Origin of the sequence: Cystobacter fuscus (genome assembly GCF_002305875.1) — a bacterium.
Classification (GTDB): Bacteria; Myxococcota; Myxococcia; order Myxococcales; family Myxococcaceae; genus Cystobacter; species Cystobacter fuscus_A.
This window is the reverse complement of record NZ_CP022098.1, coordinates 1,616,495-1,641,676: the sequence shown is the minus strand read 5'-3', so window position 1 is coordinate 1,641,676 and position 25,182 is coordinate 1,616,495. Positions and strand designations below refer to the sequence as shown.

At 70.0% G+C, this 25,182-nt stretch carries 19 protein-coding genes; 4 read left to right on the top strand and 15 right to left on the bottom strand.

Annotated features, from left to right (window positions below):
- The first annotated feature begins 5 nt into the window (after nt 1-5).
- On the top strand, nt 6-1,262 hold the full coding sequence (locus tag CYFUS_RS06830; RefSeq protein ID WP_095984499.1) for an MFS transporter: 1,257 nt from the start codon (nt 6-8) through the stop codon (nt 1,260-1,262).
- 95 nt (nt 1,263-1,357) lie between these two features.
- Here CYFUS_RS06830 and CYFUS_RS06825 read toward each other — a convergent pair whose 3' ends face one another.
- Nucleotides 1,358-2,467 (bottom strand): DNA alkylation repair protein, encoded by a 1,110-nt coding sequence (locus CYFUS_RS06825; RefSeq protein ID WP_095984498.1) that lies wholly within the window; start codon nt 2,465-2,467, stop codon nt 1,358-1,360.
- A 194-nt stretch (nt 2,468-2,661) separates the two neighbouring features.
- Between CYFUS_RS06825 and CYFUS_RS06820 the strand changes: the two genes are divergently transcribed.
- A complete protein-coding gene (locus tag CYFUS_RS06820) occupies nt 2,662-3,132 on the top strand; it encodes an NUDIX hydrolase (protein WP_095991845.1) in 471 nt (156 codons plus the stop codon).
- 27 nt (nt 3,133-3,159) lie between these two features.
- Here CYFUS_RS06820 and CYFUS_RS06815 read toward each other — a convergent pair whose 3' ends face one another.
- From CYFUS_RS06815 to CYFUS_RS06800, 4 genes are all read right to left on the bottom strand, one after another.
- Nucleotides 3,160-3,987 carry an OmpA/MotB family protein gene (locus CYFUS_RS06815; protein ID WP_095984497.1) on the bottom strand — a complete coding sequence of 276 codons (828 nt, stop codon included), beginning with the start codon at nt 3,985-3,987 and terminating at the stop codon, nt 3,160-3,162.
- Between the two features lie 50 nt (nt 3,988-4,037).
- Nucleotides 4,038-5,702, bottom strand: coding sequence for a diguanylate cyclase (locus CYFUS_RS06810; protein ID WP_095984496.1), 1,665 nt, complete (start codon nt 5,700-5,702; stop codon nt 4,038-4,040).
- A 249-nt stretch (nt 5,703-5,951) separates the two neighbouring features.
- Entirely contained in the window at nt 5,952-7,115 is a 1,164-nt protein-coding gene (argE, locus tag CYFUS_RS06805; RefSeq protein WP_095984495.1) for an acetylornithine deacetylase, read from the bottom strand.
- Between the two features lie 122 nt (nt 7,116-7,237).
- Nucleotides 7,238-7,705 carry a ferritin-like domain-containing protein gene (locus tag CYFUS_RS06800; protein WP_095984494.1) on the bottom strand — a complete coding sequence of 156 codons (468 nt, stop codon included), beginning with the start codon at nt 7,703-7,705 and terminating at the stop codon, nt 7,238-7,240.
- Between the two features lie 233 nt (nt 7,706-7,938).
- Here CYFUS_RS06800 and CYFUS_RS06795 point away from each other — a divergent pair, with 233 nt between their 5' ends.
- Complete coding sequence (locus tag CYFUS_RS06795) at nt 7,939-8,355, top strand: CBS domain-containing protein (protein ID WP_157758291.1); 417 nt, start codon at nt 7,939-7,941, stop codon at nt 8,353-8,355.
- Between the two features lie 17 nt (nt 8,356-8,372).
- On the opposite strand, the gene CYFUS_RS06790 is transcribed toward CYFUS_RS06795, so the two are convergent.
- The 5 genes from CYFUS_RS06790 to CYFUS_RS06770 are packed head-to-tail and all read right to left on the bottom strand — an operon-like array spanning nt 8,373 to nt 17,656.
- Entirely contained in the window at nt 8,373-12,038 is a 3,666-nt protein-coding gene (locus tag CYFUS_RS06790) for an FG-GAP-like repeat-containing protein (protein ID WP_095984492.1), read from the bottom strand.
- An 11-nt stretch (nt 12,039-12,049) separates the two neighbouring features.
- Nucleotides 12,050-13,600, bottom strand: a complete 1,551-nt coding sequence (locus CYFUS_RS06785; protein ID WP_232537412.1) for a hypothetical protein — start codon at nt 13,598-13,600, stop codon at nt 12,050-12,052.
- Between the two features lie 4 nt (nt 13,601-13,604).
- Complete coding sequence (locus CYFUS_RS06780; RefSeq protein WP_095984491.1) at nt 13,605-14,996, bottom strand: DUF1501 domain-containing protein; 1,392 nt, start codon at nt 14,994-14,996, stop codon at nt 13,605-13,607.
- A gap of 21 nt (nt 14,997-15,017) precedes the next feature.
- A complete protein-coding gene (locus CYFUS_RS06775; RefSeq protein ID WP_095984490.1) occupies nt 15,018-15,686 on the bottom strand; it encodes a hypothetical protein in 669 nt (222 codons plus the stop codon).
- A complete protein-coding gene (locus tag CYFUS_RS06770) occupies nt 15,686-17,656 on the bottom strand; it encodes a DUF1585 domain-containing protein (RefSeq protein ID WP_332468344.1) in 1,971 nt (656 codons plus the stop codon). Before CYFUS_RS06770 ends, CYFUS_RS06775 begins: the two co-directional genes overlap by 1 nt.
- Before the next feature lie 239 nt (nt 17,657-17,895).
- Between CYFUS_RS06770 and CYFUS_RS06765 the strand changes: the two genes are divergently transcribed.
- Nucleotides 17,896-18,465: a DUF420 domain-containing protein gene (locus CYFUS_RS06765; protein WP_095984488.1), complete on the top strand. Its 570-nt coding sequence runs from the start codon at nt 17,896-17,898 to the stop codon at nt 18,463-18,465.
- Between the two features lie 19 nt (nt 18,466-18,484).
- Here the strand turns inward: CYFUS_RS06765 and CYFUS_RS06760 are convergent, their stop codons facing one another.
- The 5 genes from CYFUS_RS06760 to CYFUS_RS06740 form a co-directional block, all read right to left on the bottom strand.
- Nucleotides 18,485-19,666 carry a hybrid sensor histidine kinase/response regulator gene (locus CYFUS_RS06760; protein ID WP_198316481.1) on the bottom strand — a complete coding sequence of 394 codons (1,182 nt, stop codon included), beginning with the start codon at nt 19,664-19,666 and terminating at the stop codon, nt 18,485-18,487.
- Nucleotides 19,663-20,118, bottom strand: a complete 456-nt coding sequence (locus tag CYFUS_RS06755) for a response regulator (protein WP_232537411.1) — start codon at nt 20,116-20,118, stop codon at nt 19,663-19,665. The genes CYFUS_RS06760 and CYFUS_RS06755 overlap by 4 nt, the downstream gene beginning before the upstream one ends.
- Complete coding sequence (locus CYFUS_RS06750; protein WP_095984486.1) at nt 20,115-22,355, bottom strand: ATP-binding protein; 2,241 nt, start codon at nt 22,353-22,355, stop codon at nt 20,115-20,117. The genes CYFUS_RS06755 and CYFUS_RS06750 overlap by 4 nt, the downstream gene beginning before the upstream one ends.
- Nucleotides 22,352-22,957 carry a biliverdin-producing heme oxygenase gene (locus tag CYFUS_RS06745; protein WP_232537410.1) on the bottom strand — a complete coding sequence of 202 codons (606 nt, stop codon included), beginning with the start codon at nt 22,955-22,957 and terminating at the stop codon, nt 22,352-22,354. The genes CYFUS_RS06750 and CYFUS_RS06745 overlap by 4 nt, the downstream gene beginning before the upstream one ends.
- Nucleotides 22,958-23,032: 75 nt before the next feature.
- Nucleotides 23,033-25,180 (bottom strand): S8 family peptidase, encoded by a 2,148-nt coding sequence (locus CYFUS_RS06740; protein WP_157758290.1) that lies wholly within the window; start codon nt 25,178-25,180, stop codon nt 23,033-23,035.
- Between the last annotated feature and the right edge of the window lie 2 nt (nt 25,181-25,182).

Genomic DNA, 25,182 nt, shown 5'->3' with positions numbered 1-25,182 from the left:
CCCTCATGACCCCCTCTCCTCCCCTGGTACCCCGCCAGCTCCGGGCGGCCCGCGCCGCCGTCGCGGCGCTGTTCCTCACCAACGGCGCGATCTTCGCCAACCTGCTGCCGCGCTACCCACGGCTCAAGGCCGACCTCGGGCTCAGCAACGCCGAATACGGGCTCGCCATCGCGGCGTTCCCCTGTGGCGCCCTGATGGCCGGGCTCGCCGCCGGAGCACTCATCCGCCGCTTCCGGTCGTCGCGGGTCGCCGTGGCGGGCACGCTGCTCACCAGCGCGGGCGTGCTGCTCGCGGGGCTCGCTCCCTCATGGGGGGTGCTCGCCGGGGCGCTCTTCTTCGCTGGCTGCATGGACGCCATCACCGACGTGGCGCAGAACTCGCACGGTCTGCGCGTGCAGCGGCTCTACGGCCGGTCCATCCTCAACTCCTTCCACGCCGTCTGGAGCATCGGCGCGGTGACCGGTGGCCTCATGGGCGGTCTCGCCGCGGGCCTCGACGTGCCGCGTGGCGTACATCTGGGCATCTCGGCCCTGCTCTTCGCCGTCGTCGCGCTGACGGCGCTGCGCTTCACGCTCCCCGGCCCGGAGCCCATCGAGCCCGACGAGCGCACTGAAGAAGGCGCTCGGGCCGACGACTCCACGGCACGGCGCGGGGCGAGGGTCCCCGGTCGCATCTGGCTCATGATCGCGGCGCTCGTCCTGATCGCCGTCGGCGGCACGCTCGTCGAAGACGCCGGCAGTACCTGGGCGGCCGTCTACCTTTCCGGCACGCTCGGCGCCGAGGCCGCCGTCGCCTCGTTCGGCTTCATCGCGCTGGTGGGAGCGCAGTTCATCGGGCGGATGCTCGGCGACGGTCTCGTCGACAGGTTCGGCCAGCGTGCCGTGGCCCGGACAGGAGGCGTGACCACGGCGGCGGGCATGGGCGCGGCACTGCTGTTTCCCTCGATACCAGGCACCATCGCGGGCTTCGCACTCGCCGGCTTCGGCGTCGCGACGCTGGTGCCCGCCGCGATGCACGGCGCCGACGAACTGCCCGGCCTGAGAGCCGGCACCGGCCTCACCGTCGTTAGCTGGCTGATGCGCCTCGGATTCCTCCTGTCTCCACCCATCGTCGGGCTCGTCGCCGACGCCGAGGGCTTGCGCGTGGGACTGCTCGTGGTGCCGCTCGCGGGCACGCTCGTGCTCGTGCTGGCGGGTGTGCTCTCGGCTGTCCGCGCCCGAGCTGGAGGCCAGCAGCCGAGCGGAGTGCCGGAGAACGCGTAGGGGACGTCTGGCGATGTCGCCGAAGCCTTTGGAGTCAGCGTTCACCGTCTCGGAAGGTCCAGACGGTGGACGCCAATCCAAAAGCAGTCAGGGCATCAGCCCACGACGGTGAAGCTCCCCAGGTCAGTGGCCCGACCATTCACGAGGGCCTCGACCCGGTGCGAGCCCGCGTAGTGCTTGCGCGTCGTCATCGTGGCGAAGGAGATCGTCTTCTCGAGGGTGCAGGACGCACCGGGGAGGAGAGCGACCTTGCCCCCCTTGAAGACCTTTGGACTGGCCGAGCCGTTCGACTTGATGAAGTGCACGGCGAAGTCGACGATGGCCTGCTGTCGCGTCTCCGAGCGATTGCTGACGGACAAGGTCATTTTGATGCTCTCGCCGATCCGGACCCGCTTGGATGGGAATGAGGCCGTCACCTCGAGCGCTCCGCCACCGCTGAACCCGAGCACCGAGAGCGCGCGTGTGTCCCCTCGCTTCACCGCGGAGCGGAGCGCATGGCGGATGATCCACAGCCGCTCCGGTGAGGCGCCATCCTTCCACCGTGCACAGGTGTCCACCAGGACATCCGGGTGGTCCTTGCCAATGTCATTCAGGTTGTTGGCGACGGAGCGCCGGACGTAGAGCTCCGGATCATCCTTGAGCAGCTCGAGCAACTCGAGCACCGGACGTGGATCCTCCTGGAACGCTCGCAGCCGGGAGGCCCAGGGCAGCCTCGGCCGCGAGCCCTCGGAGACGAGCCGCCGGACGTGGACGTTCGGATCCTTCGCCCATTGGGAGAGTCGCTCCAGGGTCTCTCGAGGGTAGCGCTCGAGGAACGGCCGGATGGAGAACTCCGCGGTGAAGCGTCGGGTGAGCTCGTAATGGGCTCGCATCGACGTCTCGAAATGGCCGAGGCCATGCTCCGCGACGTACATGGTGTGAGGAAGGTAGATGAAGACTTCCATCCCCTGGCTCTCCGCGCGTTCGCGCTCCGGCCCGAGCGACCGCAGGAGGATTTCAGCCGCGTCCTCGAAGTCCGCGGGAAGCGCCCGGTGCATCGCCCGCATGATGTGGCGGGCACGGCCCAGGAGTTCGTGGGTCTCGAGTCCCTCGGTGGCCTCGGCCAGGAAGCGTTGCCTCGGGAAGGAGGGATGGACGGCACGCAGCATGGTGGCGATGCGCTCCACCACGCGCTGGTCGAAGAAGGTCTTGAGCTGCTCCGGCATGGGAACGGGGAATTATCGCGTCTCCGCGACTGGCACCATGCCCCTGAGCGCACCCCGATCCAGGAAGCATCCACGACCCCAGGCGCTCAATCGAAGCTGGCCGGATGTTGGCGCGGAACGAGGTTCTGGACATCGCTGTGGAGGCCATGCAGCGTTACAAAATCCCGATGAACTTCGTTCGCTGGAGGGGACCGATGAGCGAGGGACGTTCCTGGGACGGCAACTGGAGGGTCCGCCTCTACGAGCGGGTTCGCGAGCGCGGTCATGATTCACTCACCGCCTTCGCCGAAACACGTCCCACCGCCTCGTTGGTGGAGCTGGCTGAAGAGCTTGGCAAGGATGACCTCAACGCAGTGCAGGTATTCAGCGGATTGGTGGCCGAGGCGGAGCGGAACCATCAGCTCACACGTTTGGTGCGCGGACAGTTCGTTCGCGAATTGTACGAGGCTCTCCCCGAGGGGTGGCCCGCCGAGATGGACGACGCAATTCGTTTCAAGATTGCCAAGGCGCTCGGCTTTTGGACGTCCTTCACCCCTGAAACTCACAAGGAGCGCGTCAGGCAGGCCAGGGCCGTACTCCGCGCCACACCGCCTCCGCCCGGGTGGAAACCGCTCGGCCCCGACGACGAACTCCTGCTCACGCTTCTGCCTGACGAAGAAGCCTGAACTTCACACGCAAGCGGTGAAGGAGTCCTAGCGCGCCGCGCTGGCCTGGTCGCCCGGCGCGAGGACGATCTCGATGCGCCGGTTGAGGCTGCGGTTCTCCGGAGAGTCGTTGGCGGCGATGGGCTGGTAGGGCCCATAGCCCGCGGCGGACAGCCGGGTCGGGTCCACGCCCGCGTCCTGCAGCGCCCGCACCACCGCCATCGCCCGCGCCAGGCTCAGCTCCCAGTTCGACGGGAACTGCCCCTTCGGATCCGTGGGCACGTCATCCGTGTGCCCTTCCACCCGGATGATCTTCCCCTGCACGCCCTTGAGCGCCTCGGCCACCTTCTTCAGCGCCTCGTCCCCCTCCTTGCCCACCCGCGCCGAGCCCGAGGCGAAGAGGATCTTGTCCTTGAGGTTCACCGTCATCCGGCCCTTGAGCTCCGACAGCTCCACCTTGCCCTCGGCGATCTCCTTCTCCAGGCTCTTGGAGAGGTTCTCGTACTCGGCGCTCTTCTTCTCCAGCGCCTCCTTGGCCTCGGCGAGCTTCTTCGTCGAGCGCGCCAGCTCCTGGTTGAGCGCCGTCAGCTCCGCGTTCTTCTGCTCCAGCGCCCGGCGCTCGGCCGTCCCCGCGGACAGTCCCGCCTCCGCGGTGTTCAGGCGCGTGTTCAACGCCTCCTTCTCCGCCTCCAGCCCCTTCACCTGCTCCTCCAACTGGCCCACCTTCTCCTCCGCCGCCGTGCGCGCCGTCTTCTCCGCCTGGAGTTGCTCATCGAGCGTCCGCGCGTTCTGCATCGCCAGGTCGTACTTGCCCTGGGTGACGCAACCGGTGGTGAGCATGAACGTGCAAAGGGAGATCAGCAGCCTGGACCGCATTCGGGTTCTCCTGGAATACAGGTTGAAGCTCCAAGCATATGCCCGAAAGGCTAGTGGGAGTCACGCCTGGACTCGAGGATGTTGCGGGACAGCTCGTCCATGAGCGCGAGCAGCTCCTGGCGGACGGCGTCGGAGGACTGGCGAAGCTGAGCGGTGAGGATGTGCAGCGAGTCACCGGGAGCACTGGCCTCGTGCAGCATGCGGGCGGCCGTGCGCGTGGCGGACAGCGGGCCGTCCAGGTCCTCGGCCACCAGCCGGCGCAGCCGCTCCAGGGGATTGGGCGGCGAAGCCGGCGGCGGAGCGGAGGCCGCCGCGGGAGCCTCGGGGAGGTTGGAGACGGCGCACACGCGGTTGCGGCCCTGGCGCTTGGCCTTGTAGAGCGCCGCGTCGATGAGCTCGATGAGCTCGGTGACGGACGAGGCGTGCGCGGGGTAGCAGCCCACCCCGGCGCTGATCGTCAACGCGCGGCTGCCGCCCCGGGCGCCCTTCACCACGGCGCCCTCCACCGCGGCCCGGAAGCGCTCGGCGGCGATCAAGCCCTGCTCCAGGTCCGTCTCGGGGAGGATCATCGCGAACTCCTCGCCGCCGTGGCGCGCCACCACGTCCGTGGAGCGCGCCGTCTGGCGCAGCCGCGTGGACACCTCGCGCAGGGCCTGATCTCCCGCGGTGTGGCCGAGCGTGTCGTTGACCTGCTTGAAGTGGTCCAGGTCCAACAGCACCAGCGTCATGGGGTGTTTGTAGCGCTGGGCGCGCCGGAACTCGACGCCGAGCGCCTCGTGGAAGTAGGCGCGGTTGTACAGCCCGGTGAGCGGATCCGTCACCGCCACCAGCATGGCGCGGTCGCGCGAGGTGCGCAGCTGGCTCTGGCGGCGCTGGCGGCGCAGGGCCGTCCCCATGCGGGCGATGAGCTCGGCCATGGGCGTGTTCAGCGTGAGGTAGTCGTCGGCGCCGGAGTCGAACGCGGAGACGCGCCGCGAGGTGGACTCAACCTCGTCCACCACGATGATGGCGGGCGCCTCCTCGTCGAAGCCGAAGCGCTTGAGCAGCGGCTGGTCTCCCTCGAGCGCGACCGGGTAGCTCACCACGAGCAGGTCCGCTTCCGTGGTGGTCATGCGCTGCTGGGACGGGGCGCGCAGGGTGAGGTGGAAGTCGCCGCACAGGGGCGAGCCGCGCAGCGCCCGGGCGAGCCGCTCGCCCATCACGGGCAGGTGGTGGATGATCTCCACCCGGGCCTGGGGCGGCAGGGGGGCCTCCGGCTCGCGCATGACGCGCGCCATGGCCTCGTGCTGGGCCTGGAGCTGGGCGCGCATCTTGCCGAGCGAGATGAACGAGCGCACGCGGGCGATCATCTCGGCGTCGGGAGCCGTCTTGGTGAAGAAGTCGTCGGCGCCCGCCTTCAACCCCGTGACACGATCATCCGTGGAGTCGAGCGAGGTGAGCAGGAGGATGGGCGTGTTGAGGGTGCGGGCATGGCCTCGGAGCTGGCGCGTCAGCTCGTGGCCATTCATCTGCGGCATCATCACATCCACGATGAGCAGATCGAAGAGCTGGGGGCCCTCGGTGGCGAGCGCCAGCGCCTCCAGGGGCGAGGTCGTCATCGCCACCTCCAACCCGCTCTCCTTCAGGCGCGAGCCGATGGTTTCGAGGGCGATGATGCTGTCATCCACCAGAAGGACACGACCGGTCGTACTGAGGCTGTTCGTGAATGCAACCATGGTCCGCTCCGAGCTCAGGCTATCAAGCGGGATCGCCGAGGAAGGCAAGGGGCCGGGGAACCGCGCCCCCGCGACCCCCCCCCCGCGTCGTCCCTTCCATCCCAAGAGGAACCCTCTTGTGCGGATGCGCTCCCCCACTCCCTCGCCACGCAACGAAGCATACGCGGGGAGCCTGCCCGCCAGACATGCCCCCCCCCGCTCATTCACGCCATGGGCTCGAGCCGAGCAGGTACCGGAAGTCCGGGTGCCCTACTCCCCGACACGCGAGGAGCCGTCCCCACAGAAGTGCGCGATGGCTCGGGAGAGGTAGGCCTCGCACCGCACCAGGTCCTCCACCGGCACGTACTCCCCCGTCTGGTGCGCCACGCGGATGTCTCCCGGGCCGAACACCACCGCCTGCGCCCCGAGTTCCGTGAGTTGAGGGGCTTCCGTGCCGAAGGGGACGGTGATGGGGGCATTGCCGGAGAGCTTCGCGAGCACCCGCACCACCTCCGCGTCCGCGCGCGTGTCCACCGCGGGCTCGGCCCGTACCAGGCGGATCCGGGCCTCATAGCCGGGCTCGTCCCGCACCAGCTCCTGGCGGATGGACTCCAGCAACTCCAACACCCGCTCCCGGGGCTGGCGCGGAAGGGGCCGCCACTCCACGATGAAGCGGCACGCGCCGGGAATGATGTTGGACGCCTTGCCGCCGCTGATCCGGCCCACGTTCACCGTGGTGAAGGGAGGCTCGAAGGAGTCGTCCCGCTCCTCGCGCAGCCGCGTGCGCGCCAGCGTCTCCAGCTTCTGCAGGAAGCGCCCCGCGCGGAAGATGGCCGAGGCGCCCTCGTCCGGATAGGCGCTGTGCCCCTCGTGGCCCAGCACCTCCACCTCCGCCAGGCAATACCCCTTGTGCGCGCGCACCGGCACCAGGCGCGTGGGCTCGCCGACGATGGCATGCCGCGCCCGGCCCTTGCCCAGCGTCACGAGCTGCTTGGCGCCCTCGCACCCCAGCTCCTCGTCCGCCGTCAGCAGCACCATCAGGGGCGCGCTCGGCGGCCGCGGCAGATGGGTCACCGCGTGCAGCGCGCAGGCGATGAAGCCCTTCGTGTCACACGCGCCCCGGCCATACAGCCGCCCCTCGCGCTCGGTCAGGCGCAGCGCGTCCGTCCACGCCGCGTCGTACGGCACGCAGTCCGTATGCCCCACGAGCACCAGGGCGGCCCGCTCCTCCAGCGCGCCGCCCAGCACCGCCACGAGGTTCACCTTCTCCACCCCGGCGTCGTCCCGGTAGGTCAGCAGCTCCACCTGGAAGCCGACCGCTTCCAGCTTGCCCCGCGCCAGTTCCACCAGCGGCGCGTTGGAGCGGGAAGACGTCGTGTCCACCGCGACCAGTTCGGCCAGCGTGGCGCGCAGCGCGGGCAGGGTGTCACTCATCGGGAGGGCCTCCGAGGCTCGGGCCACCGCGCGTCACGCGGCGCCCGGGCTGGGACTGTAGACCCTCGGACGGCCTTGTCCCAGGGGAAGAGCGCCCCGAGCGGAGCGCTCCGTGCGGCGCGTCAGATGTGGGCCCCGGCCTCTTCTCTCGTCCAGGGGCGCATGCGCACCGCATCCTTGATCCACGCCAGGTGCCGCGCCTCGTCCTCGCGGTTCTTCTCGATGAGCTGACGCACCTCGGGGCTCCAGTCGAAGCTCAGCGCCAGCTCGTAGGTGCGGTTGGTCAGCTCCTCGTTGCCGAGCATGGCCACCAGCGCGGCCTCGGTCCCCATCATGCTCGTGATGGCCGTCATGCCCTTCATCACCGCGCCCTTGAGATCCGGCCGCAGTTCCACCGGCTCTCCCCCCTGTTGGCGAATGAACACGTTGAGATCCTGCACGTGCCGCACATGGTCCACGCGGAACTCGTTCAGGCGCTCGCGCACCAGTTGATCCTTCACGCGGGCGATGGCGGCCTCGTAGGTCCCCACCGCGTCCACGTCCAGTTGAGCCAGGCTCCTGAGCTTCTCCACCTCGGGAATGATCGCCATCTCGAGTCCTCCCCCATCTAGAATTCACGGTTCGCGCAAATCTGTTTCGGGGACCCGGTCCGGCCAATCCCACCCCCCTGGTGTCCGTCCGCACAGCGGGCGGACGGGCGGGCCCTCGCCGTGCGTCCGCCCCGGGGAACAGTGGGGCGGGCCCGCGGGACGGGCGGCATTTCCCGCCAGGAGGGCCCACCGTGTGGCCGGGAGCAGTTCTTCCACCGGGCGCGAGGTGTGCCGTGAAGATTCATGAGGTGATGACCCCGGACGCGGTCTCCGCCCATCCGGAGACGACGCTGATGGCCGCCGCCGAGATGATGCGGCTGCTCAACGTGGACACCCTTCCGGTCGTCGAGGACGAGCGGGTCATTGGCCTCGTCACCGATCGCGACATCGTCGTGAAGGGGCTGGCCCTGGGGTTCGATCCGCGCGCCACGCCGATCGTCCGGGTGATGGCCCGGCACGTGCCCGGGTGCGAGCCCCAGGAGGACGTGCGGGAGGTCGCCGAGCGGATGCGGCAGTTGCGCGTGCGCCGCCTGTTCGTCCTGGACGGGCAGGAGCGGCTGCTGGGCAGCGTGGGCCTCGGTGAACTCCAACGGGGGCCCAGGACCGCGCCCCCGGAGGACGAGGAGATCTTCGTGCACCCCCGTTCCTGACGGACGGGGGCGGGGCGTCAGAAGGTGAGCGGCAACATGAACGCCGTGCCGTTCTCCGCGCCGGTGCGGTAGCTGAGCGGCGCGCCGATGACGAGCGTGGGCGGCGTCTTGCCGTCCCCGGGGGTGAGCGCCAGGGACTGGCCGAAGTTGGAGCGCTCCGCCGTGTCGCCCGTGAGCAGGAGCCAGGGCGAGGGCGCCCCCTTGATGGCCGGCCCGCCCTCGTACACGAACACCGCGCCCCCACCGTCCGAGGCCATCGAGGCGCCCGAGGCGCTCACGATCAGCTCCGGCACGCCATCGTTCGTCAGGTCCACGTTGCCGCGCACCGCCGCTCCGAAATTCACGGCCCGCGTCGGACTCACCACCATGACGGGATTGAGATCCACGGCCTTCACGTTCACCTCGCCCGTGGTGGGCCGGCGCTTGAGCACCTCCGCCACGTCGATCAGCAACACCGACGGCTGCGTCACGCCCTCATAGGGAATGTTGGTCGCGGTCACCGCCAGATAGTCCGGGCCGGTCTTCCCGAGCACCCGGCCCACGCGCGCCGTCGAGCCCCCCAGCCCGGCGAAGAGACCCGGAGCGTCGGCTTGCCGATCCGCCAGGCGCACCGTCGTCGGCACCTTGCGCCCGCACTTCGCGCCGCTCGCGTCATAGCCGAACAGGATGATGACGTTCGACGCCGAGCCATCCGCGGCGCGCCACGCCACCTCGTCGCACCCGTCACCATCCAGGTCGCCCAGCGCCGCCGGGACCGAGGTCTGCCGGTCGTAGTACGGCGACGAGTAGACGGGATCGCACCCCATGGACAGCTTCGCCAACGAAACGTCATCCGGAGCGCGGCCCAGGAAGAGTTCGAAGCCGTTGTTGCGCAGCACGCCGATGTCCTGCTTGCCGTCGCCATTGAAGTCGAAGCCCCCCAGGACCGAGCGCCCGAGGGCGCGGCGCTGACAGGCGGAGCCTGTTTCGGTGCAGCCGGCGATGGACCCCGGAGCCCACAGCCAGTAGGCCTGCTTGAAGCTCCCGTCCTCCTGGCCGAGTGACACCAGCACCCCGCCCGCGCCCGCCAGACTCGACGCCGGCACGCACGCCGCGTTCTCCTTGAAGTAGGGGGCGATCTCCGTGGTGCGCACGCTGGCGCCCGGCTGGGTGAAGTTGCTGGCCCCCACCACCGCGTCCGCCCTCCCATCCCCGTTGAAGTCCGTGAAGGCCACATCCGTGCCCACGTTGCGCCCGCGCCAGATCGGCGCGGAAGCCCCCTCCGCCACGAGCGTGGCCCGCGTGGCGTCGCGCACCCAGGCGCGGCCGGCGTTCAGGTCGTTCCCATCCTCGTTGGGCCCCGGGCCCCCCCAGCCCTGCGAGCCAATCAGCGCCACCGCGCCACCCTGGGCCCTCCTGGCCACCGCCACGCCCTCCCCATAGCGCTCCTTGCTCGGCCGCGCCGGCACCAGGGCGCTCGTGCGCGTCCACTCGGCGAGCGAGGCCCCCGCCTTGAAGTAGGCATCCACACGGCCGGTGAAGGCCAGCCCGGGACCCGAGGCCCGTCCCGCGAAGGCCACCAGCGCCGAGGTGCCGGGCAGCGACCACGCCGCGAGCCCCGCGCCCAGGATGTCCGACTTCGCCTGCCCCTGCAGGGCGAGGAGGGGTTTGTTGAGCACCGCCCCCTTGGTCAGGGTCGCCAGGGGGTGGACGATGATCCTCCCCGCCAGGCGCAGCGGCGTGCTCGGGGACACGTAGGGCTCGCCCAGCAGCAATTCCGGACCGGGGTTGCCATCCACGTCCATCACCGCCCAGCTCCGCCCCGCGACGCCGCCCGCCGTGTCCCCATACAGACGGGCGAAGGCCGCCTCGCGCTTGACCTGCACGGGAGTCGTCGTGGGCGCGCCCTGGGGCTTGTACGCGCTCAGGTCGAAGAGCAGCGCGCCCCCCGCGTCGGTCATCGTGCCCAACCCACCGCTGGTGCGCAGGTCCGGCGCGTCCGCCCGGTCCGCCAACACCATCAACAAGGGAGGCCGGGAGCCCTCGCCCGGCACCGTCGCCAGCCGCCACGTCCCCTCGAGCTCATCCGCCAGGTTGGAGGGCAGGACGATCAGGTCCGGCGTGGAGCGGACGCGCTCGCCGTCCCCGCGCGCGAAGAACACCGCCACGGTCTGCTGCATCGCGTCCTCGTAGGAGCCATCCGCTTTGAAGCGCGACGCCCTGCTGAGCACCGCCAGGTCTCCCAGCCCGTCCCCGTTCAGGTCCGCCACCACCAGCGCGCGGCCCAGCTCCGTGCTCTTGCGCGGCTCGAGCGTGCCGTTCTTGCCCAGGTCCGCGCCGCCCAGGCGGATGGCCGGCAGCTGCGGCACCGTCTGGCCCGGGGTGAGCAGGAAGATGTCCACGATGCCGCGGCTGGACACCGACGACGTGGGTGCCAGGTCCGCCGTGGGCGAGCCCACCACCAGATCCAGGTCCCCATCCCCATCCATGTCCGCGAGCGCCAGGCCCGAGCCGAAGAAGCCGCGGCCCGTGCTGGTCACGGGATTGCCGATGCGCTCCGGGCCATTCGCGCCGAAGCGGTACAGGTACACCGCGCCGGAGTCGGCGATGGTGGTGTCCGCGCCCGGCGAGGACACCACCAGCTCCGCCCGGCCATCCTTGTCCAGGTCCCCCGCGAGCACCGTGTCGCCGAAGAGGGCCGAGTTCGTCTCACCGACGAGCACCCAGGTGGGTTGCGCGGGCAGGCCCGACAGGCTGCCCTTGAAGATGAACACCGCGCCCCCGGACGGTCTGCCCAGGTCGCTCTCGCGCCGGCCCACGGCCACGTCCTCCACCCCATCCCCATCGAAGTCCGCCGTCACCACCGAGGCCACGTCCGAGAGCAACCCGTGCGCCTGCGTCTCGCGTGTCAGCTCCGTCATCACGTGCACCGACAGGGTCGCCTTCTCGCCGGTGAACGCGTCCGTCGCCTGCACCTGTGCCGTGCCCGTCTCCTCCGGCGAGCTCACGAAGCGCCCGCCCTCCACCCGGCCCGGGCCCGACAGCTTCGCCCAGAGCATCCGGTCGGTGCCCCCCTCCGCCCGCAGCGGAATGGACGAACCCGCCGGCAGTCCCAGGAACGCCGGGCTGCCCCGCAGCATCGCGTCCTTGCGCACCTGGAACTGGAGCTGGGCCACGTCACCCGAGCGGGCATCGCGCACGCGCACCAGGTCCACGCCCTCGCCCTGGCCGGCCGTGTACACACCCGTGGGCGACACGGTGCTGCCCGTGGGCCCCGCGTCCAACGAGAAGACGGCCGAGCCCAACAGGCCCGTCACCTCCACCTGGAAGCTCGTGCCCGGCTTGAGCGTGGCCCGCGTGGGCGCCACGCCGAAGGCCGCCACCACGGACAGCTGCAACCGCGCGTCGCCGGGGCAGCGCATGTCCTCCACCACCACGGTGTCCGTGCCGGGCGTGGGGCCGGCGACGAAGCGCGAGCCGTTCACCTGGCCCGAGGAGCCACCCGGCTCGAGGCGGTAGGAGTAGTAACCGCTGCCACCCGTGGCCTTGAGGTTGACGCCCACGTTCACGCGCACCTGGGTGCTATCCGCGGTGAGGGCCAGGGGCGCGAGGCCCGCGCAGGAATCCATCGGATCCTCGCCGGGATCCGTGCAGGCAGACAACAGCAACGCGAGCGCGAGCGAGGCGCGGAAGGCTCGATTCATGGGGGAGCGGCTCAGGGGTTGGCGCCGGTAGCGGCCCAGCGCTGGATGAGGGTGATGAGCTGCGGATCCAACGGACCGTCCGCGGGCATGCGCTGCTCACGCACCGCCGCGATGATGAGGGAGGAGTTCTCCTTCCACAGCTCGTACGTGGACAGCGACCGACCCGGCCCCGTCGACTCATGGCACCTGGCGCAGCGAGCCACGTGGATGGGACGGATGTCCTTGTCCCAGCCGAGCACCACCGTGCTCAGCGGCTCGTAGGAGAAGGCCACCGAGCGCCGGGCCCGGGTGCCATCCGCGTAGGTGGCCATGGCGCTCAGCGTGTGCAGGCCCGCCTCCAGGCCCGCGAAGGAGTAGGAGCGGGGCGTTCCGTCCGCCTCCACGCCCCCGAGGCTGTACGCCGGCCCCTCCACGGTCACCTCCGCGCCCCCCACCGCGAAGGACAGGCGCTCGGGCGGCGTCGCGCCCGGGGCCACGCGCGCGCTCACCACCAGCGTGTCCTGCACCACCGTCATGCCCTCGTACAGGCCAATCACCCGGGGAACCGGACCCCAGCTGAGCGCCAGCGTGTCCGCGCCCAGCTGCACCCACGCGCAGCCGCTCTCATCGGCCGCCAGGAAGCGGAACTCGCGGGTGTCCACGTTGGCGGCGCTGCCCCACGTGTCCGCGTCCGCGTCATAGGACAGCAGCGCGTCGCCCGACTTCACCCAGACGAAGCGGCCCGCGGCCAGCACCTGGGTGGGCGGCCGCTCCAGCAACACCGCGCGCCAGCCCCGCGCCGTGTGCCGCAGCAGCCGCTCGGACGTCATCACCCACGCCTCCGCCCCGCCCTTCTCCGAGGCCCCCAGGCCCACCAGCGCCACCACGCGCTCGCCGTCCTGGAGCGGCACCGTGGCGGGACGCACCTGCCACGCGTCCAGCGCCGTCTGCACCGCGACGCGCAGCTCACCGTCGCGCAGCAGCCACAGCGCCGAGGCCACCTTGTCCGCCGGGGCCGCCACCATCGAGGTGATGCCATCCAGCGTCTGCCCCTCCACCTTGAGCGCCGCGAGCTGACCGTCGCGCAGCCGGTACAGGCCCGACTCGTGCGCGAGCCACGCCACGCCCTCGCTCGTCGACGCGGTGGCCTTGAGCCCCGGGCCGAGCAGCTCGCGCCAGGGCGGCGCGATGAGCCAGCCCGCCTGGGCCAGGAAGAGGCCATTGGCCGCCTCCACCAGCGCCGAGTTCGTCCCCATCCGGAAGGCCGCGTGCACCCGCCCCGGGGCCACCCGGTTGCCCGGATGGTTCTCCAGCGCGCCCCGCGTCCCGTCCAGTCGCAGGCGGATGGCCTCGCCCGAGGCCGTCGCGAAGATGCCGCCCCCCGTCTGGTCCGCGAAGCCCGGCGCCGCCGCCACGTCCGCCTGCGCCTTCACCAGCATGGGCTGGAAGGGCACGGGGCTCGGACGATCCACCGCGACGGACGGGCCACACCCCCACAGCCCCATCCCCACCAGACACACCCACCGCCAGCCCCACGACCGCCAGGGCGCACGGCACTCGAAGTTCGAGGCTCGGGTCTTCATCACGTCACGCCAACAAGGACCGCAGGGGCTCGACACGCGTGATGCTGTAGTCCAGCCCAGCGGACGCCAGCACCGTCGCGATGATGTGATCGGGAAGGATGTTCTGGCCGTTGATGGGATCGGACTCACCCGTGCCCAGGTTCACCACGGCCGGTGCCATGGCGATGTCACCGCTGCGCCCGAACACCGTGTTGTGCTTGAGCCCCGCGCCCATCATCAGACAGCTGTTGGTGAGGTGGTGGTCGCGGCCAGACGCGGCGTTCATCAGCGGCGTGCGGGCGAACTCCGAGTAGACCAGGATGGTGGTGTGGTCCATGAAGTTGCCCCCGGCCCAGTGCGGGGTGGCGCGCAGGTCCTTCACCAGCATGGCGAGCGATTCGAAACCCTTGCGCAGATTGAGCGCATGCGTCGTCTGCGAGCCGAAGTGGGTGTCCAGCCCTCCGGCCAGGTTGATGGACACGCACTGGCTGATGCCCTTCTTGAGCGCCGTGGCCACCAGCGCCGCACGCCCCGCCGCGTCGTCGTACGGACCACTCTCGCCCAGGCCATAGGCGGCCCGCACCGCCTTGGCCTCATCGGTGTTCTGTTCGAAGCGGAACGCGTTGTCCAGGCGGCTGGAGATGACCTGCCGCATCTGGCCGCGGCTGGACGAGTACATGGAGCCCACTCCACCAGCGCCATAGGCGGCCGCCTCGCAGGAGATGGGCTGGCCGCTGAAGTCCACGAGCTGCTTCTCCAGCTCGCTGTCGAGCTGGGTGGGGCTGGGCGCGAGCGCGAGCAGCAGATCGCTCGACTTGCTCACCTTGAGCGCGTTGGCGGCGCCCGGGTAGCGATCGTTGTACGTCTCCACGTTGTAGGCGATGGAGGGGATGGGCACCGGAGGCGCCATCTGCCCCACCACCTCGGTGGCCGTGGACGAGCCCCGCGCCGAGGCACCAATGGGACGCTTGCCGGTGATGAAGTAGCGCCTGCCCTCCTCATGCGCGAGCGTGGTCATGTTGATGCCCCGCACCACCGTCATGAGATCGTAGTGGTCCGCCAGGGTGCTCACCGCCGGACCGAAGGTGATGTTGGAGAGGGCCGCGCCCGCGCGCTTGTCCGGCACGATGGGCCGGGTGGGGATGCTCGGATCGGTGAAGCTGTAGCCCGGCTGGATGCGCGTCTGGGACACCCGGTCCGGAGTGAAGACGTCGGGATCCCTCGGATCGAAGGCGAGCAACTGGTCCCACCCGCCATCGAAGTAGACGAAGACGAAGCAACGCTCGGAGGGCTTGAGCGCGGTGCTCTGCGCGAAGGCGCGGAAGGGCACGCTCCCGAACAGGGTGGTGCCCATGAAGCCCGCGGCGGCCTTGAGGAAGCTGCGGCGTCCGGCGGACATGTCGTGGTTCTTCTTCATGGGTGCATCTCCCCGGAGCGGTCAGTAGGTGAGGAAGCGGGAGTCGGTCATCATCGCGATGCACAGGACCGCGATGGCCTGATCCCGCTTCTTGATCGTCTCGGCGCGAATGGCCGCCTGGGTGAACAAGCCCGCCCAGCGCGTCAGCTCCTCGTCATGCAACGGCGAGCCCCAGAAGCGGGTGGACAGGTACACGAGCAGCTCGCGCACCTGGGCGTCGGTGAGCTTGCGCAGGTCGCCCACGGTGCCCTCGGGCAGCGTGCGGGCGAGTACCCGATCCTTCGCCACCGTCAGCTTCAGGTCCGCGCTCGCCCGGGCCACGCACACCTCGCGCGCCCCGTCGTCGAGGAACTTGGCGAACACGAGGTTGGCCTCGGTGCTCTCCGCGTTGACGAGCGCGTAGTCCGCGCGGCCCAGCGACGCCGCCCGGCTGCTGAGCTTCGACCAGGGCTGACCCAGCGCCGTCTGGATGGAGGCGCCGAGCTGATCCACGGTGAGGCGGCGCGCGGAGCGGCCCACGCGGCCGTCCTGCTGCTCCGGATCCGGCAGGGGAACCACGCCCCCATTGCCGTGGAGGTCGTCGTCGGGGGGTTGCTGGACGTCCACGGGGGTGAGCGTGCCAGAGGAACCGCTCTGGTCACACGCGGCGGTGCCGAGCGCGACGAGCGCGAGCAGGAGCAGGCGGCGCATCAGTCGATCCTCCGGTAGGCGTCGGACAACAGCAGACGCTCGATGAGACCCTTGAGACTGTGGTTGTTGGCGGCGAAGTCCGTGGAGAACTGCTCGAGATAGAGCGCCTGCTCCTGCGCCGACATGGGGCGGCCGAGGAACTCCTGCCAGATGCGCCGCACCGCGCAGCGCTCCAGGTCCCCGCCCTGCATGAGGCGCTGCACGAGCATCTGGGGCCCGCCCTCGATGTTCTGCTCCTCGGCGGCGTTGCGGTAGAGGTACGAGGTGAGCGTGCCGAGCGCGCGCGCGCCCTCCTCGTCATAGGCCTGCATCACGTACTGGGAGCACTCGCCGTTGCAGGACGTGTTGCCCGCGATGGCGCAGTCGTAGCACTTGGGATCGAAGCGGGGAAAGCGCGAGGGCTCCAGGTAGAGTGCGGCGCGCTCGGCGAAGCGGCCCCAGTGCGCGCCCGTGGGCTCGATGGTGGCGTGGCAGTCCTTGCAGGCGCAGCGCGTGGCGAGGTTGTTGTCGCGGTTGCACGCGTCCTCGGCCGCGGGCGGGCGGTTGTTGGACGGCACGAACGTCTTGCACAGGAAGGCCGAGTAGAAGTGGTTGACGCGCGCGCGCTGGGTGGGGAAGCGGTAGAGCCAGGCCGGCGTGGTGAGCACGCCCGAGTGCTGGGAGCCGCGCACGTACTCGCGCCACGTGTTCGCGTCCGCGAACGGCAACACCGGCATCGACTCGGCGGGGGCGGGCGAGGACAGGGAGAAGACCCCCACGCCCTGCTGGGGATCCCGATACAGCTCGGACAGGGGGCCATTCACGAAGGAGCGGCGCGTGGTGAGGAGGTTGAAATACGGCTCGTCGTTGCGCACCACCGCGTCGGCGATGAGCTCGGGCTCGGTGTTGATCGCCGACACGCGGGAGGCGTGGGTGACGGCGGCCGTGGTGGAGGTCGCCGAGTCCTCGCAGCGGCGCATCTTCTCGCCACACCCACAGCTGCGGTCGCCATTGAAGCGCGCCGTGGTGCACGACTCGAGCGTCCAGGGGTTGACCGAGCGCTCCTGCGCCTCGATGGCGCAGATGCGCACCTCCGGCCCACCGATGTTCCAGAAGGGCGCGGGCCGCGTCACGTACCCCTCGCGCTGGAAGCACCCGCGCTGCGGGACGTAGGTGCCCTCCACGCCGTTGCGCGGACTCATCGTCAGCGTGCACCGGTCCAGCCGCGTGAGCGTGGTGGTGCTGGACGGATTGGGATGCGTGAAGGCCACCACCTTGCCCGAGGCGTCCGTCTCCTCCGCGGTGAGCGCGGACGTGGACGCCTTGGTCGGGTGCGGCTTGCACAGGTGCGGCACCAGCGCGGTGCCCACCCGCCTCATGTCGCAGAAGTACATGTACTTGGGATCCAGACGGTCCCCCACCGTCTTCTTCGTCGCCGCCTCGCACGAGTTGATGGCCGGATCGGGAACGGGCTCCTTGGTGGGGTCGGCGTTGGGCACCAGATCCAACCGGCTGCACTGGTAATAGGAGGTGGTGTCGTAGTCCCAGCTCACCGGCAGCGGCACGCCCCGCGCGTCGTAGCAGGCCTTGGTCGTGGTGGGCTCGGCGTGAGGATCCTGCCGGGGGGCGGTGGCGCACGAGTCCTGGGGAATGTAGCTGTCACAGCCAATGCCATTGGCCCCGCGCAACGGGACACTGCTGTTGCCGCGCATGGACAGGGCGTCCGTCGCGCTCCCCGCGCCAAACAGGCGCGAGTTGGTGTTGTTATTGACGCTGCCGTTGACGTTGCTCCAGAGCAGCGCGCGGTGATAGCCGCGCATGCGATTGTAGAACTCCTCCGAGTTCATCATCGAGCGCACGTCCTCGACCGACACCTCGCCCTTGGCCCGCACCGCCGCGTATTCCTCCACGGTGGGCGGGCGGCCGAGCAGATCCAATGACAGTTGGCGCAGGTAGCGCTCCAGGGGAAGCTTCGTGACCGGGGCGCACACAGGCCCATCCTCGGCCAGAACGGGCGTCGACCCGAGAATCAGTGCGGCGGCCATAAGGGCGAGGACGCTGCGTGCAAGGGGCACGGGCACCTCCTGGGACTGCGGGTGGGGGGAAACCGCAGTCGCGCGTTATGGCATGAATTCAAACCAATGAATAGGGGCCTTTCTCATTAGGCGGGAAAATCACGTCCCCACGGTTCGGTTGCATCGAGGGCGCGGCCGGGTCAAAAGACGGGCCCATGTCCAACGCCGCCGGTGCCCCCCTGTCCCGGGGGGAGAACGATCGTCCCTTCTACATCTTCACCGCGGTGGTCTCCACCGCGGCGCTCGCGTTCCTGGCCTGGCTGCTGCTCATCCGCAGGGGAGGCGCGGTGGGAGGGGTGGACTTGCGCTTCCTGCCCGCGGTGAACGCGAGCCTCAACGCGCTGGCGGCGGTGTTCCTCACCGCGGGCTGGGTGGCCATCCGCCAGAAGGCCCGGCGCGCGCACCAGTACCTCATGGTATCTGCCTTCGCGTCCTCGTCGCTCTTCCTGGTGTGCTACCTGGCCTACCACTACGTGCACGGGGACACGCGCTACGCGGGCGGCGGCGCGCTCAAGGTGGTGTACCTGCTCATCCTGGCCAGCCACGTGCTGCTGTCCACCGCCGTGGTGCCGGGCGCGCTGCTGGCCTTCTACTTCGCGTGGCGCAACGCCTTCGAGCGGCACCGCAAGGTGACGCGGTGGCTGGCGCCCATCTGGCTCTACGTGTCCGTGACGGGCGTGGTCATCTTCTTCATGCTGCGCGGCAGCCTGCCCTCCTCGCCCTGAAGCGGGCCGGGCGGCTCACTCAAGGGTGGGCCTCGGGCTTGGGGCTCGTCCCCTGAGAGAGCGTCTCGCGGGGCAGGCGCACGGTGAAGGCCGAGCCCCGCCCCTCCTCGCTCTCCACGGTGAGGGTGCCACCGTGCATCGTCACCATCCGGTAGGCGCTCGCCAGACCCACGCCGCTGCCGGAGATGGCCGGCGCCACGTTCCGGCCGCGGCGGAAGCGCTCGAAGATGTGGGGCAGGTCCTCCGCGGGGATGCCCATGCCCTGATCCCTCACGCACAGCCGCACCCAGCCCTCGGGGCCGGGAGACTCCTCGCTCAACGACACGTCGATGGTGCCTCCGCGCGGGCAGTACTTCACGGCGTTGCCCAGCAGGTTGTCCAACACCCGCTCCAGGCTCGACGCGTCCCACTGGCCCTGGAAGTCCACGCCCTCCACGTGCAGTCGTACCGGGTGCGTGGCCGCCAGCGGCCCCAGCTCGCGCACCTTGGTGCGCACCAGCGCGAGCAGATCCACCGACGCGCGCTGCAGGGGGCGCTCGCCTCCCTTGGACACCGCGAGGAAGTGGTCGATGAGCTCGCTCATGCGCTGCGTGCCCCGGAGGATCTGCGCCAGCCGCGCCTCCACGCCCGGCGTCTGCGCCTCCTGGGGGAGCTGGCGCCGCAGGAGCTGGGTGCTCAGGAGGATGCTCTGCAGCGGGCCCTTGAGGTCATGCGTGGCGATGGCGAAGAACTCATCGCGCACCGCCAGCGCCGCCCGGGCCGCCTGCTCGGCGACCTCCGCTTGCAGGCGCCGCGCCTCCAGCTCGCGCGACATGCGCATGGCCTCCACCGCGTTGTGCAGGCTGTGGCGCAGACGCTCCGGGGAGAAACCGTCCTTGAGGAGATAGTCATGGGCGCCCGCGCGCATCGCGTCCACCGCCACGCGCTCGTTGCCGCTGCCCGTGAAGACGATCACCGCCGGCATCTGCTCGCCGCAGCGCTCCTTGAGCCGCTGCAACAGCGAGATGCCATCGATGCCCGGCAGGTGGAAATCCAGCACGAGGGCATCGGGCATCGGGGGGCGCTCGAGCCGCTCCAGGGCTTCCTCGGCCGAGCCCGCGAGCTCCACCTCCCAGCGCGTCCCGGTGTCCTTCTCCAAGGCTCGCCGCAGTGCCTGCTGATCCGCCAGGCTGTCGTCGACAAGGAGTACGCGCAAGCTCATCCCAGGGGCAGACCTCCGAGCCCGGGAAGCCGCGCGACGTTGAACCAGAAGTGATGCAGGGCGCTCACGACGTCCTCGAGCTCCTCGAGTCTGCTGGGCTTGAAGAGATAGCTGTTGGCGCCCAGCTCATAGGCACCATCCACGTCCTCCACGCGCTTGGAGTTGGAGAAGACGATGACGGGCAGCGAGCGCAGGTGGGCATCCGCCTTGAGCGTGGCGAGGATCTCCCGTCCCCCGACTCCGGGTAGATGCAAGTCCAACAGCACCAGCATGGGCCGGGGCGCATCCACGTACGCGCCCCGCTGGAACAGATAGTCGAGCGCCGACTCCCCGTCCGCCACCCGCATGATGGGCCACGACAGCGAGAGCTTGCGCACCAGACGCTGCAACGCCTCGGCGTCGGGATCGCTGTCCTCGACGAGCAGCACTGGCCGTTTGAGCTCATCCATCATCCGGGCCCCTTGCCCAGGGTGAAATAGAAGGTGGAGCCCTGACCGGGCGCGGATTCCACCCAGAGATCGCCACCGTGCAATTGAATGAGCCGGCGCGCGATGGCCAATCCCGCCCCATTGCCTCCTCCATATGCATGCGCGGGGTGCAGGCGACGGAACATCTCGAAGATGGTCTCGTGGAACCGCTCCGAAATACCGATGCCATTGTCGCGCACGTAGAAAACGTACTCATCCGCCCGCCGACGCGCCGGGTTGGACAGGGGCTCCTCGGGGGTGATGAAGCCCGCCTCCACCCAGCGTGGCTTGCCTGCCTGGTGGTACTTGGCCGCATTGGTGAGCAGGTTGGACCAGACCTGGTGGATGCGCACCCGGTCGCACGCCAGCACGGGAAGCCGACGAGGGACTCGCACCTCGATCTGGTTCTCATGGATGCGCGACGACACGATGGTCAACACGTCCTCCAGGATTTCCTGCATGTCCGCCTGGCCCCAGGACAGCTCCACGCGTCCGACCCGGCTGTACTCGAAGAGCGCCTCCATCTGCCCCTGGGTGCGCCCGGCCAGCCAGCGCACCTCCTCCAACTGCTTGCGCCCCTCGCTGCCCACGGCCTCCCCCACGTCCTCCAGGAGGAAGCTCACGTACTGCTGGATGCCGCGCAGGGGCTCCTTGAGATCGTGCGCCACGGTGCCACCAAAGGCATCCAGCTCCGCGTTGGAGCGAGTGAGGGCGGCGGCATGGCGCAACAACACGCCCACCAGGGCCCCACGCAGTCCGGCGGCGGCGGTCCGATCCTCCGATGTCCACGGCAGGCTCGCCCCCTGCACCGTCTCCTGCCAGGCCACGAAGGAGGCACGCGGGTGCAGCCGCTGGGTGCCGGGGCCCTGGACGACGGGCTTGGAGGGATTGCCCGCCCAGGTGACGGTGCGCGTGACTTCCGGACGGAACCAGATGACGAAGCGGGGAGCGCTCGGATCCAGACGCACCGCGAGCAGGCCACTGGCCACGTCCAGGTAGGCCTGCGCGGGTTCGTACACCTGACCGAGCCGCTCGGTGTGGAAGGTGGTGCCCTCGAAGGACTGCCGGGCGAGCCACTCGCCCAGGGCCTTCACCTCGTCCAGGGTGGGCGTGGCCCCCATGAGGATGGGCGCCTCACCGAGCAGGAGCGCCGCGCCCGTCGAGCCCGTGAGTCCCAGCACCGAGTCCGCCTCGCGCGAGAGCGACACCGGCAGGGAGCTGGAGCCCGCCGACAGGCGCTCCATCAACTGCGTCTGGAATTGCGCCCGGCGGGCGAGCTCGGCGGCCGTCGCGGCGCGCTCCTCCGACGCCAGTTGCAGCGACACCAGCCGGGCCAGCACGTCGCACGCCCGACGCGCGGCGGCCGGCACCTTCAAGGGGGTGCGGTGATGGCACGCGATGAGGCCCCACAGCGCGCCCTCGCGCAGCAGGGAGATGGACATGGACGCGCCCACGCCCATGTTGGCCAGGTACTCCAGGTGCACCGGCGACACGCTGCGCAGGGCCGCGCCGGACAGGTCCAACGGCCGCCCCAGCTCGGGAAGCACCGCGGGTACCAGCGGCACGGGCCGCGCACGCGCGTCGGCGATGAGCCGCAGGGTGTTGCGGACATAGAGCGCACGGGCCTGCACGGGGATGTCGCTCGCGGGGAAGTGCAACCCCAGGAAGCTGTCCATCGCCGGATCCCTGCTCTCGGCCACCACCTCGCCATGCCAGTCACTGTCGAAGAGGTACACCATCACCCGGTCGAAGCCGGAGAGCGTGCGCACCGCGCCCGCCACCTCCTGCAGGAGCGCCCGTGGCCCCTTGGCCCGCGTCAGGGGCGAGAGGATCTGATCCACCATGACCAGGGCCCCCTCCTCGCCGACGTCGCCGGTGACGGGCTCCAGGTCCAGCACCGCCAGCCCATCGCTGCGGTGCAGGAGCCCCACGAAGGCGTGCCCCGCGGCCTCGATGCGCAGGGTGCCGACGGGTGCATGCTGGGACAGGGCCCGGGTGAGCAGGGCGAGCGACGTGGGGTGGAGGAACTCCGCCAGCGGCTGGCCCAGCAGGGCCTGGGGCGCCCGTCCCAACCAGGCCTCGATGTTGGCGCTCACCACCCGCAGGGTGAGGTCCGGCTCGGAAAAGGCCACCAGGGCGCCGTGCGGTTGGATGCCGCCCAACAGGTGGATGGGCTCCCGGTCACATTCCGTGAGTTCGGTCTGGGAGACAGGGGGATTCATGAACGGGAGACCTCACGGAAACGGGCTTCGAAAGCGTCGAACGTGGCCTGGGCCCCCCGGATGACACGGGGAGCGAGAGCGGGCTCGGGACAGGCGCGCAGCAGGGCGTCACCGAAGGACTTCCACATGGGACCCACGTTCTCGCCATAGGCGCGGAAGAAAGCGAAGCGCCCCACGGGCCTGCCCTCGAAGTGGCGCACGAGGTGGCGCAGGATGAGTTGGCCTCCGAGCGTCGAGCCCTCCAACACGTAGAGGGCCCCGAACGCCTCGGGTACCCCGGGCAGGGCGGGAGGGCGCGCGAGGGGCGGCAGCCGGGCCAGGGAGAGCGCGTCGTGACCGAGCGCCAGGAGATCCTCGCGCAACAGGTGCAGCTTGCGGCGCTCGTTCACGCGCAACTCGGGATGGGACACCTCCAGGTGCTCGGCCACGGCCGGCTCCAGGAAGGCATGGAGCGCGTGGAGCGCCTCCAGGTGCGCGCGGTAGCCGGACACGGAGAGCTCCGGCGCCATGAGACGCACCACGCTCTCGGCGCGCTCATGGTGGGGGCGGGTTTCCGCCTTCAACGACTGCAACAGGTTGGGGGACTCGAGGGAGAGCAACACCCCTCCAAGCATGGATGTGGGGAGAAGGCCGGGAAACAAGCCCGGCGCTCAAGTGTCCACCTGTCGCCAGGAAGGCTAGTCGGGGGAGGACTCGGTGGGTGTGAGGGCGAAGTTGATGCCACTCACAGTCTTGGACGCGCTCACCTCGATGGGCTCGATGTTGGCGGCGTCACGCCAGGCGCCCACCCGCTCTCCGTCCTCGAAGAACTCCTCGTCCCCATCCTCGTCGATGGTGGCGATCGCGTAGTAGGTGCGCGGGGTGAGCTTCATGCTGTAGGAGTAGCCACTGGACGAGGGCACCAGCGCCAGCCCCTCCTCCTCGAGGTCCAGGTCACCCGCGGCATCCTCGAAGAAGAAGGCGAGGATGATGTCCTTGTCCTCGATGCTTCCCACCTGGATCTTCACCGCCACGGTGGCCGACTGCCCGTTGTCGCCCGTCAGGGTGAGCTGCGCCGGGTACTCGCCGCGCGACAGGTTCCCGGTGTCGACGGCCACCGGCAGCGAGACCGAGCGATAGGCGGACACGGTGACGGTGTTGCCGCTCGGGAAGGACAGCGCGGAGGCGTACGTCCCCGAGGCCTTCACGGTCACCTTGAGCGAGCCGCCGCCAAGGTTGCGCACCGCGAGCGACTGGGTGCCGGTGCCCTGGAAGGAGATCTGGTTGGCCCCCACGCCGAGCTTCGACGGGGCGTCGGGATCCAGCCCATTCCTGGCCGCCAACACGGCGGCCTGGGCGTTGACGAGCCCCTCGCCACAACCTTCGCTGCACTTGCTCGCCGGATCCGCGGTGGCGGTGAGGATCTGCTCGACCTCGGCCGAGGTGAGAGCCGGATTCTGCGCCTTCATCAGCGCCACGATGCCGGCCACGTGCGGCGAGGCCATGCTGGTGCCCTGGTAGTAGGCCCACACGGGCGTGTTGTTGTCGTCCAGGACGGGAGAGAGCACGCCGTCCGGCTTGCCATCACCATCGAGGTCCTCCGCGACCTCACCGCCAGTGGCCATCACGTCCACATTGGCGCCGTAGTTGGAGTAGCTGGCGCGCTTGCCGTTGAAGCGCGTGGCGCCCACGCAGATGACTTTGTCCTGGTTGCACGGAGAGAAGGCGCTCGCGTCGACATTGTCGTTGCCCGCCGCCACGACGATGATGACGCCCCTGGCCACGGCGTTGTCGATGACCTCCTGGAGCGCCTGGCTCGGGGGAGACGCCCCGCCGAGGCTCATGTTGATGACCTGGACGGGATTGGCGTTGGTCCTCAATCCGGGAACCGACAGGCCCACGGCCCACTGGATGCCCGCGGCGATGTCGGCGAACGAGCCGCCATCCGAGCCCAGCGCGCGCACCGGAACGATGGGGCCCGACCAGGTGACACCCGCCACGCCCGCGCCCTCGTTGCTCACCGCGCCGATGGTGCCCGCCACGTGCGAGCCATGCCACGAGGAGCTGCCGTTGGGCTGGTCCTTGCCCATGTCCGTGGGATCCATGTCGCGCCCGTCGCCGTCCCCCGAGCTGGAAACATCGGAGATGAGGTCCACGCCCTGCACGACGCGGCCGTTGAGGTCCGGGTGCTTGACGATGCCCGAGTCGATGATGCCCACGGCGACCCCCGTCGTGGTGATGTCCCAGGCGGCGGGCAGGTTCATCATCCGGTAGTGCCACTGGCGCGAGTAGCCCGGATCATTGGGCGTCTTGAAGGCGTACACCCGGGCGTTCTTCTCCGCGTAGCGCACGCCGCGCATCCCCTCCACCTCCTGGGCGAGGGACTCCGTCGCGAGTGCCCGCATGACCCCGGGATACAGGGGCTCGTAGCCGATGAGGTGCAGGTGCTCGGTGATGGCGCCCTTGTACACCGCGCGGTAGCCGGACAGTTGCACGCGCGAGAGGGCCTCGGACCCGGAGAGGTCCGCCTCCTCGAAGCGGACGATGACCTCACCCGGGACGGAGTCCACGCCTTGCGTCCCTTGCGCGGACAGCGCCGAGCGCCGCGCCGCCTTCTGCGCCGTGACGGCCCGCGTCAGGGAGTCGGACAGCCGCCGCCGGACCGCCGGATCCTTCAACTTCTCGGGCCAGGCGGCCGTGGACGTGGCGGACTGCCGACGGAAGGGCGTCAGGGTGCCCTTCACCGTGCCCGTGGCCGTGGGCGAACCCGGCTCGGGATCGACGAGATCCTCGAGGTTGCAGGCGGAAACGGACAACAACCCCAACAGGGCGAGACGACGGAACATGC

Coding starts and splice junctions, on each gene's coding strand:
- CYFUS_RS06820 (WP_095991845.1), top strand. CDS start 2,662: ATGAGCGAGGGACGTTCCTGGGACGGCAACTGGAGGGTCCGCCTCTAC.
- CYFUS_RS06830 (WP_095984499.1), top strand. CDS start 6: ATGACCCCCTCTCCTCCCCTGGTACCCCGCCAGCTCCGGGCGGCCCGC.
- CYFUS_RS06755 (WP_232537411.1), bottom strand. CDS start 20,118: ATGATGGATGAGCTCAAACGGCCAGTGCTGCTCGTCGAGGACAGCGAT.
- argE (WP_095984495.1), bottom strand. CDS start 7,115: ATGAGTGACACCCTGCCCGCGCTGCGCGCCACGCTGGCCGAACTGGTC.
- CYFUS_RS06780 (WP_095984491.1), bottom strand. CDS start 14,996: ATGAAGAAGAACCACGACATGTCCGCCGGACGCCGCAGCTTCCTCAAG.
- CYFUS_RS06800 (WP_095984494.1), bottom strand. CDS start 7,705: ATGGCGATCATTCCCGAGGTGGAGAAGCTCAGGAGCCTGGCTCAACTG.
- CYFUS_RS06765 (WP_095984488.1), top strand. CDS start 17,896: ATGTCCAACGCCGCCGGTGCCCCCCTGTCCCGGGGGGAGAACGATCGT.
- CYFUS_RS06790 (WP_095984492.1), bottom strand. CDS start 12,038: ATGAATCGAGCCTTCCGCGCCTCGCTCGCGCTCGCGTTGCTGTTGTCT.
- CYFUS_RS06740 (WP_157758290.1), bottom strand. CDS start 25,180: ATGTTCCGTCGTCTCGCCCTGTTGGGGTTGTTGTCCGTTTCCGCCTGC.
- CYFUS_RS06775 (WP_095984490.1), bottom strand. CDS start 15,686: ATGCGCCGCCTGCTCCTGCTCGCGCTCGTCGCGCTCGGCACCGCCGCG.
- CYFUS_RS06785 (WP_232537412.1), bottom strand. CDS start 13,600: ATGAAGACCCGAGCCTCGAACTTCGAGTGCCGTGCGCCCTGGCGGTCG.
- CYFUS_RS06760 (WP_198316481.1), bottom strand. CDS start 19,666: ATGAGCTTGCGCGTACTCCTTGTCGACGACAGCCTGGCGGATCAGCAG.
- CYFUS_RS06825 (WP_095984498.1), bottom strand. CDS start 2,467: ATGCCGGAGCAGCTCAAGACCTTCTTCGACCAGCGCGTGGTGGAGCGC.
- CYFUS_RS06815 (WP_095984497.1), bottom strand. CDS start 3,987: ATGCGGTCCAGGCTGCTGATCTCCCTTTGCACGTTCATGCTCACCACC.
- CYFUS_RS06750 (WP_095984486.1), bottom strand. CDS start 22,355: ATGAATCCCCCTGTCTCCCAGACCGAACTCACGGAATGTGACCGGGAG.
- CYFUS_RS06810 (WP_095984496.1), bottom strand. CDS start 5,702: ATGGTTGCATTCACGAACAGCCTCAGTACGACCGGTCGTGTCCTTCTG.